General features: G+C 39.4%; 16 protein-coding genes. 10 read left to right on the plus strand and 6 right to left on the minus strand.

Annotated features, from left to right (window positions below):
* The 3 genes from OMU_RS19150 to OMU_RS19160 all read right to left on the minus strand — a co-directional run.
* The coding region (locus OMU_RS19150) for an ISL3 family transposase (protein WP_016181515.1) at positions 1 to 450 on the minus strand (450 nt) is incomplete at its 3' end.
* A gap of 158 nt (positions 451 to 608) precedes the next feature.
* Positions 609 to 1598: a diacylglycerol/lipid kinase family protein gene (locus tag OMU_RS19155; protein WP_016181516.1), complete on the minus strand. Its 990-nt coding sequence runs from the start codon at positions 1596 to 1598 to the stop codon at positions 609 to 611.
* Between the two features lie 117 nt (positions 1599 to 1715).
* Complete coding sequence (locus OMU_RS19160; RefSeq protein WP_016181517.1) at positions 1716 to 2015, minus strand: hypothetical protein; 300 nt, start codon at positions 2013 to 2015, stop codon at positions 1716 to 1718.
* Positions 2016 to 2214: 199 nt separating this feature from the next.
* On the opposite strand from OMU_RS19160, the gene OMU_RS19165 reads away from it, so the two are divergent.
* Positions 2215 to 2715: a QueT transporter family protein gene (locus tag OMU_RS19165; RefSeq protein WP_016181518.1), complete on the plus strand. Its 501-nt coding sequence runs from the start codon at positions 2215 to 2217 to the stop codon at positions 2713 to 2715.
* 46 nt (positions 2716 to 2761) lie between these two features.
* On the opposite strand, the gene cbpA is transcribed toward OMU_RS19165, so the two are convergent.
* The gene (gene cbpA / locus OMU_RS19170) at positions 2762 to 3403 is read right to left on the minus strand and encodes a cyclic di-AMP binding protein CbpA (protein ID WP_016181519.1); all 642 of its coding nucleotides are present in this window, start codon (positions 3401 to 3403) and stop codon (positions 2762 to 2764) included.
* Positions 3404 to 3646: 243 nt separating this feature from the next.
* Here cbpA and rpmG point away from each other — a divergent pair, with 243 nt between their 5' ends.
* The 8 genes from rpmG to efaA all read left to right on the plus strand — a co-directional run bounded on the left by rpmG (position 3647) and on the right by efaA (position 9526).
* Positions 3647 to 3799 (plus strand): 50S ribosomal protein L33, encoded by a 153-nt coding sequence (gene rpmG / locus OMU_RS19175; protein WP_010739830.1) that lies wholly within the window; start codon positions 3647 to 3649, stop codon positions 3797 to 3799.
* Between the two features lie 12 nt (positions 3800 to 3811).
* Positions 3812 to 3982, plus strand: coding sequence for a preprotein translocase subunit SecE (secE, locus tag OMU_RS19180; RefSeq protein ID WP_010746478.1), 171 nt, complete (start codon positions 3812 to 3814; stop codon positions 3980 to 3982).
* Between the two features lie 96 nt (positions 3983 to 4078).
* On the plus strand, positions 4079 to 4621 hold the full coding sequence (gene nusG / locus OMU_RS19185) for a transcription termination/antitermination protein NusG (RefSeq protein ID WP_034876867.1): 543 nt from the start codon (positions 4079 to 4081) through the stop codon (positions 4619 to 4621).
* A 171-nt stretch (positions 4622 to 4792) separates the two neighbouring features.
* Positions 4793 to 5653, plus strand: coding sequence for an alpha/beta fold hydrolase (locus tag OMU_RS19190; RefSeq protein ID WP_016181521.1), 861 nt, complete (start codon positions 4793 to 4795; stop codon positions 5651 to 5653).
* Between the two features lie 121 nt (positions 5654 to 5774).
* Positions 5775 to 6881 (plus strand): lactate oxidase, encoded by a 1107-nt coding sequence (locus OMU_RS19195; RefSeq protein ID WP_016181522.1) that lies wholly within the window; start codon positions 5775 to 5777, stop codon positions 6879 to 6881.
* A gap of 126 nt (positions 6882 to 7007) precedes the next feature.
* Complete coding sequence (locus tag OMU_RS19200; protein WP_227132457.1) at positions 7008 to 7763, plus strand: metal ABC transporter ATP-binding protein; 756 nt, start codon at positions 7008 to 7010, stop codon at positions 7761 to 7763.
* The gene (locus tag OMU_RS19205) at positions 7753 to 8607 is read left to right on the plus strand and encodes a metal ABC transporter permease (RefSeq protein ID WP_016181524.1); all 855 of its coding nucleotides are present in this window, start codon (positions 7753 to 7755) and stop codon (positions 8605 to 8607) included. The genes OMU_RS19200 and OMU_RS19205 overlap by 11 nt, the downstream gene beginning before the upstream one ends.
* Positions 8597 to 9526: an Mn/Fe ABC transporter substrate-binding lipoprotein EfaA gene (efaA, locus tag OMU_RS19210; RefSeq protein ID WP_016181525.1), complete on the plus strand. Its 930-nt coding sequence runs from the start codon at positions 8597 to 8599 to the stop codon at positions 9524 to 9526. Before OMU_RS19205 ends, efaA begins: the two co-directional genes overlap by 11 nt.
* A gap of 39 nt (positions 9527 to 9565) precedes the next feature.
* Here the strand turns inward: efaA and sdaAA are convergent, their stop codons facing one another.
* Together sdaAA and sdaAB are read right to left on the minus strand one after the other, a co-directional pair.
* A complete protein-coding gene (gene sdaAA / locus OMU_RS19215) occupies positions 9566 to 10450 on the minus strand; it encodes an L-serine ammonia-lyase, iron-sulfur-dependent, subunit alpha (protein WP_016181526.1) in 885 nt (294 codons plus the stop codon).
* A 16-nt stretch (positions 10451 to 10466) separates the two neighbouring features.
* Positions 10467 to 11141: an L-serine ammonia-lyase, iron-sulfur-dependent subunit beta gene (sdaAB, locus tag OMU_RS19220; RefSeq protein ID WP_010746470.1), complete on the minus strand. Its 675-nt coding sequence runs from the start codon at positions 11139 to 11141 to the stop codon at positions 10467 to 10469.
* Between the two features lie 298 nt (positions 11142 to 11439).
* On the opposite strand from sdaAB, the gene rplK reads away from it, so the two are divergent.
* Complete coding sequence (gene rplK / locus OMU_RS19225) at positions 11440 to 11862, plus strand: 50S ribosomal protein L11 (RefSeq protein ID WP_010739820.1); 423 nt, start codon at positions 11440 to 11442, stop codon at positions 11860 to 11862.
* Positions 11863 to 11894 lie beyond the last annotated feature (32 nt).

Here is an 11894-nt window from a genome sequence, read left to right on the forward strand (position 1 = left end):
CTGGTAATGCTTCGTTGCTTCACGCAAGATCCGTGTCACCGTCCCATCCGAGACGAAGTACTTCTTAGCGATTAGTTTACGTGATTGATTTTCGTACAGTTCCATGAGAATCGCCTGCTTCAGTTCCTTTGTTAGTTGATGATGTTCATCAACTAAGTCCGTTTTCGCAGAAAAGGTCCGTCCACAATCATGGCAGAGAAAACGGGTACGTTTTAATTCTAAAATAGTTAACTTTTCTTTGACTTTCAACATCTGAGTGCGTGTCGTATAGGAACCGTTGCGGATAATACGAACCGATCGACAGTGTTCACAACAGGAAGGAGAGTCATCCAATTTTCCTTTAATAAACTGCGCTTGAACGCCTTTATATTCTTTTTCAATCAGCCATTCTTCATCAAAAAATAAATGTTTATCTGTTAATCCGAGTAATTTTCTAGTATGATTATCCATTGAGAGACTCCTTTGGTAGGGTGACGTTTTGGTCGACTAAATTTTACCAAAAGTGAGTCTCTTTTTGAGTTGAAACGAAGAAAAAAGTGTTAGTAGAAAATCGCCTTCGATTTTCCACCAACACAAAATATTATAGAACCAAAAATAAAGCAGTGGCTTTATTTTTCAGTCCTTTTGTCTGCATACCAAATATATTGTGTGGCGGTCGAGAAGTTCATGTCAAAGGAGCGTTCTCCCATATCTTCTCCGTCAGCTTGACCATGCTGCGGTACAACCGAAACAATTCGGATTTTACTACTAGTAAAATGTTTGTAGTGCTTGTTTTCTGTATGTTTTTTCCGTACTAGCTGAATTAAGAAACGCAGAATAGCTAGGAGATTCGGTTTTTCTACGACGACTAGATCAATCGTCTCTTTTTTTGGATCAGCCATTGGCGCGATCGCTATTCCACCACCGAAATAAGGGATGTTCGTGGTCGTACATAAAAAAGTACGCTCAAAGCTCAATGTTTGGCCATTTAATTCTACGAGAATTGGAAACGTCTTTTGAGTGAAAATCGCTTTTACTAGATACAAGGCATAAGAGGCTGAGCCCAAATGATACTTGTTCAATACTTTTTTTGACGTAGAGGCATTCGTTGTCGCAACGATTAATGCATCTAGACCGATCCCGACATTGTTTAAAATGACTCCTTGCTCTTCGCGAATTTTTTCTTCGTAATGGAAAACATTAATCGGTTGTGGCTTTAATGCGGAGGTAATCTGTTCAAAGGCTTTTTCTGGCTCACGCGATAAGCCAATTCCTCGAGCAAAATCATTTCCTGAACCAGCAGGAATATAGCTGACAGGAAGTTGCAAACCTAACGCAAAGAATTCATTGACCACTTGATGGAGTGTGCCATCACCGCCAATCACCACTAACAGGTGAAACGAATTGTCGATGTGATCCTTCTCGCAAGTCTCTGACCAAGGGCTTAGCAAATTGGTTAGCCGGTCAACAATCTCTTTTTCATCGCCAGGCCCTTCCGTATAATAAGGTGTGTATGTATAGTCTCCTTCATCGAGTAATTGGATGATTTTTTCTGCTGTTTTTTCCGCGTTACCGCTACCGGCTGCGGGATTGATTAAAATATGATAATGAAAATTCATGTCCTCGATCCTTTCAAAGACTGATTATAACAGAGTAACGAAAGGAACAGTAGAAAATTGACCCATTTTTTATCAAACGAACATGCAAAAAAATCCTATGAAAAGAATTCTAGCCATCTAAGCTTTCAATGCTTGGTTAATAAACCAGTCGATGACTTTTTGATCATAATTTGTTGCTTGATAATTTTGATTTACAAAGGCTGCTTTGTTGCTCTTTTTTATATCTACTACTAAATTACTCCAAAGATAAAGCGAGATATGGGTTTCAGTATTTTCTATTCTATATTTTTCTATTAATGGGGCTCGTGTACTGCAACACCCGTAATTTCCATGAGACCAGCGATCTTTGATAACAGCTTCGCCATCTCGTTGCGCCTTTTTATATAATTCGACAATTTCATTGTCAATACCTAACATACCGTTCACCCTTCTTTCGAAAAAAGTATCTTCTACAACTTGATTGTACCACCTGAAGCTCGAAAGAATCCATTTTGATAAACTAATCAAAATAGATTCCAGAGTTGACTTATATTCTGAAAAAACGTATGCTGTAAAAGGTTTACAGCGGTTCATCAACCATCCCGCTTTAAAAAAACTCGGAGAAAGAAGGACAATTATGAATATGGTGGAAAGAAAGCGTGTCACTGTTGTAGTGACCAATGGGATTATTATGGCGCTCTATTTGGCTTTGACAATTTTAGTGTCGCCAGTTGCATCAGGAGCGATTCAATTTCGTATCTCAGAAAGTTTAAATCATTTAGTTGTGTTTAATCGAAAATATTTATGGGGCATTTTTGGCGGAGTTGTCGTTTACAATGCGATTTTTGGTATGGGCTGGCTCGATGTCGTTTTTGGCGGCGGACAAACTTTGTTGGCGTTAACGTTGACAGCTGTTTTACAAAATGTCATAAAAAATACAAAGATTCGTTTAGCTTTAAATGTTGTATTCTTCAGTGCCAGCATGTTTTTAATTGCATTGATGCTGAATCTAACAGCCCAACTACCTTTTTGGCCAACGTACGGTTGGACGGCATTGAGTGAAGCGATCATCATGACGATCTCGGCACCAATTATGTACTATCTAAATAAACGTTTGCATTTTGCAAATCAACTATAAAAAAATGGCGGTCCTATTATCAGGATCGCCATTTCTATTTGAAAAATTAGTCTTGCATAGACAAAGCTTCAACTTCTTGAATCTCAAAATGTTTACGTTCAAGGTGATCAATAATTTGATTCATTTTATTTTCATCTACACCAGCAGGTAAGGTGAACAAAGTACGCCGCCCCTTGAAATCTTTACCAACATCTAACGTGATACAACTTGCGATCGTTGTAAATTTTGAGATGATCTTTGACATGGCTGCCAGATCTCCACGTTTTCCAGTAGATACAACGGTGATTACGTAACTACCTGTTTGGATATTCCAAGATTGCGAGAGCATATTTAATAAGGTACTGTGAGTGAGAATCCCATAAAAATGATGATCCTCATCTAAGACGGTAATATATGGTAATTCTTTAATCGTAAAAAAGATTTTAAAAAAAGAAGTATCTAACGAAATAAATTTTGTCGCATTTTTCAGCAAATGAGTGACTGGGAGATCCATGTCGCCGCCATTTGCCTTGTGCCGGTAAATATGCATTTTGTAGATATTGCCTCGGAAAATTTGATCACTTTCATCAAGGATCGGAACACAACGAAATCCAGTACCTTCCAATATGTCCAATGCCTCTTGCAATGTCGTTGATTCGTTGATCGTTGTCAAATTCTCTTTGGGATAAACGAGACTTTTTAATAACATCCAATAACCCTCCAATAAAGCTATTCATTCTTTCATCATATTATCATATTCTACCTGATAAAGAAATTTATTTTGGAAACAATTCCAATTGATTATTTAAGTACTGAAGAAAGGACTGTGATGTTTATGAAATATTGACAGCAAAAAGGATAGATGATAATGTTAGTCTGTGACTTTATGAGGTTATCATTCTTGTTTCACCAGAAAAATGAATACATTAATAGGAATTAGGAGTAGATCGCTATGGCAACAAAAAAAGCGGCTCTAGCCTGCACTGTCTGTGGTTCAAGGAACTACACGAAATCAGTGAGCGAAGGCAAGCGCGGAGAGCGTTTAGAGATTAATAAGTTTTGCAAACATTGTAATCAGTATACGATACATAAAGAAACGAAATAGGGGGAGAATTAATTGAATTTTTTACGTAGTGTAAGAGAAGAGATGAAGCTTGTTTCATGGCCTTCAAAAAAACAATTACGCCATGATTCATTGGTCGTTATTGAGACAGCAATCATTTTTGCTTTGATGTTTTTCATCATGGATACAGCGATTCAAGCACTGATCAATTTGATCATTCGCTAGTAGCCAATTCAAAAAAAGCATGTTATACTATTTGTGAGAAAAAACCTTGGGTCTGCTGAGGTTTTTTTATTTTAGAACGAGGAGCCGATGGCGAAAATGGAATCTTTTGAAAAACAATGGTATGTGTTGCATACTTATTCCGGCTATGAAAACAAAGTAAAAGCAAACTTAGAATCACGTGCGCAAAGTATGCGGATGGAAGACTATATTTTCCGTGTAGTTGTCCCAGAAGAAAAGGAAACAGAAGTTAAGGGCGGTAAAGAAAAAGAAATCGTTCATAAAACATTTCCTGGGTATGTGTTAGTAGAAATGGTCATGACTGATGATTCTTGGTATGTTGTACGTAATACACCAGGTGTAACAGGGTTTGTTGGTTCCCACGGTGCCGGAAGTAAACCAGCACCATTGATGCCAGAGGAAATCAATCATATCTTACGATCATTAGGTATGAGTACTCGTCAACACGATCTTGAAGTAGAAGTTGGCGAAACAGTGAAAATCATCGAAGGTGCTTTCGCCGGTCTTGAAGGTGTGATCACTGAAATTGATGAAGAACGTGATAAAATCAAAGCGAACATTGACATGTTCGGACGCGAAACAAGTACTGAGTTAGATTTCGATCAAGTTGATAAAATTTAGATCTACGAGCCGAGGCAGCTGCCTTGGCTTTTTTATGTTTTTTTAGATACAAGCGGTACAATTGCTAAATTTCCGCTAACTTCTAAGCGTGTCATTGAGTTATACGACCTTTAAAACTATAGTAGAGTGAAACACGCCATAAATATGTCATAGTGAAGTGGAGTTGAAAGAATGAAAAAAGTATTCTTGAGCATTGTTGCAGGACTAACCGTTTTATTGCTCGTTGGTTGTGGAAGCAAGCAAACAAAAGAAGTGGAAAAAACACAAGCATCAGCATTAACCCAAAAAAAGGATGATCCAGCTTTTAAGAAAAGCGCGGTGCCAACCGTTTTTATTCACGGCTATGGGGGGACCATTAATTCCTTTGGTGGGATGATCCAGCGACTTTCAAGCGAAAGGAAAACTACGAAGGAAATGCTGATTACGGTTCAATCAGATAGTTCTTTAAAGGTTGATGGTGAACTGAGTAAGAAAAAGGATAATCCAACTATCCAAGTCTTGTTTACTGCCAATAAAGATACTGAATGGAATCAAACGGAATGGATCTATACGGTTTTAAAATATTTAAAGCAACAGGGAGTGGAGCAAGTAAATCTTGTTGGACACTCGATGGGCGGTGTTAGTTCACTGCGCTATTTAACAACCTATGGTCAACCAAAAGATGCTTCGACGATAAACAAATTTATTTCAATCGGAGCGCCATTTAATGATTTTACAGAATCATCTGAATCGATTGATGATATATTAAGAAACGGGCCAAGTGTAAAAGCCGGCAGATACATAGATTATCAGAATGGCATTGCTAATGTACCTAATAAATTGCCGATATTATTATTAGCTGGGAAAATAAATCAGGAGACAGTTACAGATGGGACTGTTCCTCTCCATAGTGCATTAGCAACATTTTCTTTATTGAAAGATCATAGAAATCCTATCAAATATCAAATTTTTACTGGCCCAAATGCCCAGCATAGTCAATTACATGAGAATCTTGACGTTGATAAAACTGTCGCGGATTTTTTGTGGAATTAAGCAGTCTCTGTTGGTCGTTCCGGTTTATCTGAGTAAGGCTGGAATAGAAGACAAGTTACTTGCTTACTTTTTGTAAGAGTATTATGATAATTCTTGTATTAAAAAGAAAGAAGGATTTATCATGACTTATCAAGCAAGTAACGAAGAACATCCAATTGAAATCGTGAATATTGCTTCACTCGAAGGTCGGGTGAAAGAACGCATGGAAAAAGGTGCGTTTGGTTATATTCGTGGCGGTTCTGAAGATGAATGGACAATGAAAGAAAACACCTCTTCATTTAATAAAAAAACAATTATGCCTCGGGTTTTGCGAGGAATTGATCATGCTGACTTAAGTACGAAACTTTGGGACATGGATTTGGCAACTCCAATTATCCAAGCGCCATCAGCTGCACAAGGATTAGCTCATGAAAAAGGTGAAGCTGATACCGCTAAAGGAGTGGCTGATGCTGGTTCGATCTTTTCGATCAGTACCTATGCTAATACAACGATTGAAGATGCGGCGGCTGCAGCACCCAATGCACCTCAATTTTTCCAATTGTATATGAGTAAAGATGATGGCTTTAATGCGTTCATCTTAGAAAAAGCTGTTAAAGCTGGAGCAAAAGCAATTATCTTAACAGCAGATTCTACGCTTGGCGGATATCGCGAAGAAGATATTGTTAATAAATTCCAATTTCCGCTTCCAATGCCTAACTTAGCTGCTTATAGCGCTAAAAGTGCTAGCGGAGATGGTGAAGGAAAAGGTATCGCAGAAATCTATGCAGCGGCTAAACAAGGTTTAGTACCTGAAGATATCAAGAAAATCAAAGACTTAACTAGCTTGCCAGTTTTCGTGAAGGGGATTCAATCACCAGAAGATGCCGAAGTTGCCATCGCAGCTGGAGCTGACGGGATTTGGGTTTCAAATCATGGGGGTCGTCAACTAGATGGCGGACCGGCATCATTTGACGTATTGCCATTGATCACTGGCGTTGTAAACAAGCGTGTACCGATCGTATTTGATAGCGGTGTTCGTCGCGGTGAACATGTCTTCAAGGCTTTGGCCAGTGGGGCTGACCTAGTAGCAATCGGTCGACCAGTCATTTACGGGTTAAATTTAGGCGGTGCTGAAGGTGTGAAATCAGTTTTTGATCATTTGAACAAAGAGCTTTCCATCACAATGCAACTTGCTGGAACTAAAACGATCAATGAAGTAAAAAATACAAGACTACATGATACAAAATAATTAGTATGAAAGCTTCACCAAGAAAAACCTCTTCTTGGTGAAGTTTTTTTCTTTTTTCTTGCATACGCCTTCTTTTTAGCTTATCATTAACTAAAATATTAGGTTAGCCTAAAATAGAAAAGAGGGATAGAAATGGAAACGATTCGTATCGAAAATCTTTCGGTTGCATATCGCGGGAAGATTGCATTGGAGCATGTGAATTTGGAACTATCTGCTGGGAAATTAACAGGAATCGTCGGGCCTAATGGTGCCGGAAAATCTACCTTAATGAAAGGGGTACTGCAATTGATTAAAATACAATCAGGCAGAATTTATTATGGCACTGAGCCACTTAATAAACAGCGGGAAAAAATTGCCTATGTAGAGCAGCGTCAAGACATTGATTTGAGTTTCCCTATTGATGTTTTTGGGGTAGTTTTATTCGGGACCTATCCGCATTTAAAAATATTTCAACGCCCAGGAAAAAAAGAGAAGACATTTGCCCTAGAATGCTTGAGGAAGGTTGGACTGTCTGAATATGCAGGACGGCAAATTAGTGAGCTATCGGGCGGACAGCTACAAAGAGTCTTTATTGCACGAGCACTGGCGCAAAAGGCGGAATGGATTTTATTAGATGAGCCCTTTGCCGGGATTGATGCAACTAGTGAGAAAATTATTATCGAATTACTTAAGGAATTGCGGGATGAAGGAAAATCGATCGTGATCGTCCACCATGATCTCCATAAGATAACGGATTATTTTGATGAGGTGATCTTATTGAACAAAGGATTGATTGCGTCTGGACCAGTCGCTCAAACTTATACATCGCAGAATATGGAAAGAACTTACGGCAGTGAAATTACACAAATGTTAAGAGTGGGAGGTGCGGACTTTGCTTCATGATTTTTTTCAAGGACTAATGGAATACCAATTTTTACAAAACGCATTGATTACCTCGATTATGGTGGGCATATCTGCGGGTGTGATTGGCTCTTTTATCATTCTCAGAGGCATGTCATTAATGGGAGATGCGATTTCTCATGCGGTTTTACCAGGGGTAGCGATCTCCTATATGTTAGGGAGCAGCTATATCATTGGCGCGACTTTTTTTGGAATTTTTTCAGCAGCATTGATCGGCTTTGTCGGAAAACATAGTCGTCTAAAAAATGATACCGCGATCGGAATTGTTTTTAGTTCCTTTTTTGCTTTAGGAATCATTCTGATCTCTTTTGCTCGGAGTGCAACAGATCTTTATCATATTCTTTTTGGCAATGTTTTAGCAGTTCGTGATTCAGATATGTATCTGACAGCGCTTGTTATGATAATCGTTGTTTTAGCGGTATTGCTATTTTATAAGCAATTAAAACTAACTTCCTTTGCTCCAACGATGGCGCAATCTTATGGCTGGAATATCAGCTTGATTAACTATGGCTTGATGTTTCTGCTGACATTAGTCGCTGTAACGTCATTGCAAACAGTTGGTACGATTCTAGTCATTGCGATGCTGATCACACCAGCGGCTACAGCCTACCAGTTAACCAATAAGCTTTCTATCATGGTTGGTTTATCAACAGCATTTGGTGTTTTTAGTGCGATCATCGGTTTGTATTTCAGCTATAGTTACAATCTTCCGTCAGGCGCAACGATTGTGATGACAGCGGCGATCTTTTTCATCGCAGCATTTTTATTTTCACCAAGTAAAGGCTTGATTCAACAAGTAAGAAAGGAACGTATGTATGAAGCATAAAAAAATATTTTTTGCAGGTATGGTCGGTTTACTTCTACTCACAGGCTGTGGGTCACGGAGTAGTGAACATGTTGAGAAAAATAGCTCAAAGAAGCTATCTATAGTCGCGACAAATTCGATCATTGCAGATATGATCAAAGAGGTCGGAAAAGATGAGGTGAGTGTTCACAGTATCGTACCAGTTGGGACAGATCCGCACGAGTACGAGCCGTTACCAGAAGATATAAAAAAAACCAGCGAAGCAGATGTTGTTTTCTATAACGGCCTGAACTTAGAAACAGGTAATGGCTGGTTTGACAAATTAATGGACACGGCTAAGAAAAAAGAGAATAAAGACTATTTTGCAGTCAGTAAAGAAGTTGAACCAATTCACCTGACCAGTAACAGTAAGCAAGAAGACCCACATGCTTGGTTGGATATCACTAACGGGATTTTATATGTGAAGCAAATCCAAGCTGTTTTGAGCGATCAAGATCCTGATAATCGATTGGATTACGAGAGAAATGCGGGAGCTTACATTAGAAAGCTTAAAGAACTAGATGCTTCAGCGAAAGAAAAATTTGCCGATATTCCCATTGAGAAAAAGTTGTTAGTAACCAGTGAAGGAGCTTTTAAGTATTTTTCAAAGGCTTATGATTTAACTGCAGCTTATATATGGGAAATCAATACGGAAAGTCAGGGAACACCAGAACAAATGAAACAAATCGTCGAAAAGGTACGTGCATCGGAAGTCCCTTCATTGTTTGTTGAGACGAGTGTTGATAGACGCAGCATGGAACGGTTATCAAAAGAAGTTGATCTGCCGATTTATAGCGATTTATTCACTGATTCATTAGCTAAAAAAGGAAAGCCAGGGGATAGCTACTATAGCATGATGAAGTGGAACTTAGATAAAATTCACGAAGGATTGATGAAATAACAAAAGCAGCTGACTGGCAATCAGCTGCTTTTCATTATTTTAAACGGTAGCCTTTTCTGGTTCGCCAAAGACTTGTTTTTGTAGACGTAACCCAGTTGGAGTGGTTGCTACGCCGCCTTCTGCAGTTTCTTTGAAAATTTGCGGCATTGCACGCCCAACCTTATACATTGCCTCTACCACTTCATCCGGTGGAATGACGCTGCGGATGCCGGCTAACGCCATATCTGCGGAGATAAATGCTTGAGAAGCGCCCATCGCATTTCGTTTAACACACGGCACTTCAACTAAACCGGCAACGGGATCACAAATGAGTCCCATCACATTTTTTAAGGTAATGGCAAGTGCATTTGCGGCCATTTCAGGTGTGCCGCCATTTGCAGTAACTAAGGCCGCAGCTGACATGGCACTGGCAGAACCGACCTCGGCCTGACATCCGCCTTCAGCACCAGAGATTGAGGCGTTATTTGCCATTACTAAACCAAACGCACCAGCTGTAAATAGGAAATCAATCTGTTCATCATGAGTCAAATTTAGTTTTTCTCGTGCCGCCATTAAAACACCAGGTAGTACGCCGGCGCTACCAGCAGTAGGGGTGGCACAAACTAAGCCCATCTTAGCATTGACTTCATTGACCGCTATCCCGTTACGAACGGCTTTCAAAATCGTTTCGCCGCTCATGAATTTGCCGCTTTCGATATAATCGTTCATACGTTTAGCATCGCCCCCAGTAATCCGGGTTACGGAGGTTACTCCTTGAATGCCTTCCTCGATTGAACTTTCCATTACTTCTAGATTGCGTTCCATTAACGCAATGATTTCTTCACGAGTTCGATCAGTTAACTCCATTTCAGTCGCGATCATCAATTCGCCGACAGTCGGATAATCCTTTGCTTGTTCTACAAGCTCTTGGATTGAATAAAACATGACAATTCCTCCTATGCTATTTGAAATAAGTAACGCTCAGCACATCGTCTTCACGTTTAATCTCTTGTCTTAACCCTTCTGGATCATCTGGTGTATCATCAATTTCTAACAAAACAATGCCGTTTTCGCCTCGTGTTTTACGAGTCATTGTAACTTTTCCGATATTCAAGCCGTGTTTCATAAAGATGGTAGATACACGAGAAAGAAGACCAGGCACATCCTTATTAATGATGATATAGGTTGGATTCCCCATACCAAGGGAGATACTGTAGCCGTTCATTTCAGTGATTTGAATATTCCCGCCACCAATTGAAACACCAGTAACGGACATCTCTAAATCACCTTTAATCATGCGCAAGGTAACAGTATTCGGATGATCGGCGATTTCTTTTTTGGGAACGAATAGCACTTCCATACCTTGTTCGTGAGCAATTTTCAATGAATCAGATAGGCGAGGATCGTCAGGTTCCATTCCTAAAATTCCACCTACTAAAGCAATATCTGTCCCGTGTCCACGATAAGTCTTAGCGAAAGATTCATACAAATCAAACTCTACAGAGTCCGGACGCTCACCGAAAATCATTCGGCAAACTTTTCCAATTCGTGCAGCACCAGCAGTATGTGAGCTACTTGGTCCAACCATCACTGGACCAATAATGTCAAAAACACTTCGATATTTTAATACTTCCATTATTTTAAGCCTCCCTAAATTATCCGATGAAAGTCCTCATCAAGTCGACCATAGTGTAACATATACGCTTTCAGAAAATAGTTAGATTAATAATTTATTTTGTTATTCTCATAATAGTTAAAGGGTTTGTGAAGCGTTTTATTATTGTCAGAAAAGTTCGAATAGATAATTTTTTTCTTGCGTTCGTTGAAGAATTCTGATATGATACCAAAGTGTGTCTTTGAGCACACGTTTTAAAGTGGGAGGAGAAATTTTGATCTCCAATTAACCACATCACGGACTCAAGGAGGTATGTCTCGTGGCAAAAAAAGTAGAAAAATTAGTTAAATTGCAAATTCCTGCAGGGAAAGCAACACCAGCTCCCCCAGTAGGTCCTGCACTAGGTCAAGCGGGTATCAACATCATGGGATTCACAAAAGAATTCAATGCTCGTACAGCTGATCAAGCAGGTTTGATCATTCCAGTTGTGATCTCTGTATATGAAGACCGTTCATTTACATTCATCACAAAAACACCGCCAGCTGCCGTATTATTGAAAAAAGCAGCGAAGATCGAAAAAGGATCAGGCGAACCAAACAAAAACAAAGTTGCAAAAGTTACTAGCGATCAAGTAAAAGAAATCGCTGAGTTGAAAATGCAAGACCTAAACGCTGCTAACGTTGAGTCAGCAATGCGCATGGTTGAAGGAACTGCACGAAGCATGGGTATCACTGTCGAATAATTGTCGTTGTACCCAAGAAAGTAGCTTCTCAG

The sequence above is a fragment of the Enterococcus avium ATCC 14025 genome (assembly GCF_000406965.1).
In the GTDB taxonomy this organism is placed as follows: domain Bacteria; phylum Bacillota; class Bacilli; order Lactobacillales; family Enterococcaceae; genus Enterococcus_A; species Enterococcus_A avium.

Bases quoted from the DNA above. Each gene is read 5' to 3' on its own strand.
- sdaAB (WP_010746470.1), bottom strand. From the start codon at position 11,141: ATGGAAGTATTAAAATATCGAAGTGTTTTTGACATTATTGGTCCAGTG.
- OMU_RS19160 (WP_016181517.1), bottom strand. From the start codon at position 2,015: ATGTTAGGTATTGACAATGAAATTGTCGAATTATATAAAAAGGCGCAA.
- OMU_RS19155 (WP_016181516.1), bottom strand. From the start codon at position 1,598: ATGAATTTTCATTATCATATTTTAATCAATCCCGCAGCCGGTAGCGGT.
- rpmG (WP_010739830.1), top strand. From the start codon at position 3,647: ATGGCAACAAAAAAAGCGGCTCTAGCCTGCACTGTCTGTGGTTCAAGG.
- cbpA (WP_016181519.1), bottom strand. From the start codon at position 3,403: ATGTTATTAAAAAGTCTCGTTTATCCCAAAGAGAATTTGACAACGATC.
- OMU_RS19165 (WP_016181518.1), top strand. From the start codon at position 2,215: ATGAATATGGTGGAAAGAAAGCGTGTCACTGTTGTAGTGACCAATGGG.
- nusG (WP_034876867.1), top strand. From the start codon at position 4,079: ATGGAATCTTTTGAAAAACAATGGTATGTGTTGCATACTTATTCCGGC.
- OMU_RS19195 (WP_016181522.1), top strand. From the start codon at position 5,775: ATGACTTATCAAGCAAGTAACGAAGAACATCCAATTGAAATCGTGAAT.
- sdaAA (WP_016181526.1), bottom strand. From the start codon at position 10,450: ATGTTTTATTCAATCCAAGAGCTTGTAGAACAAGCAAAGGATTATCCG.
- OMU_RS19190 (WP_016181521.1), top strand. From the start codon at position 4,793: ATGAAAAAAGTATTCTTGAGCATTGTTGCAGGACTAACCGTTTTATTG.
- efaA (WP_016181525.1), top strand. From the start codon at position 8,597: ATGAAGCATAAAAAAATATTTTTTGCAGGTATGGTCGGTTTACTTCTA.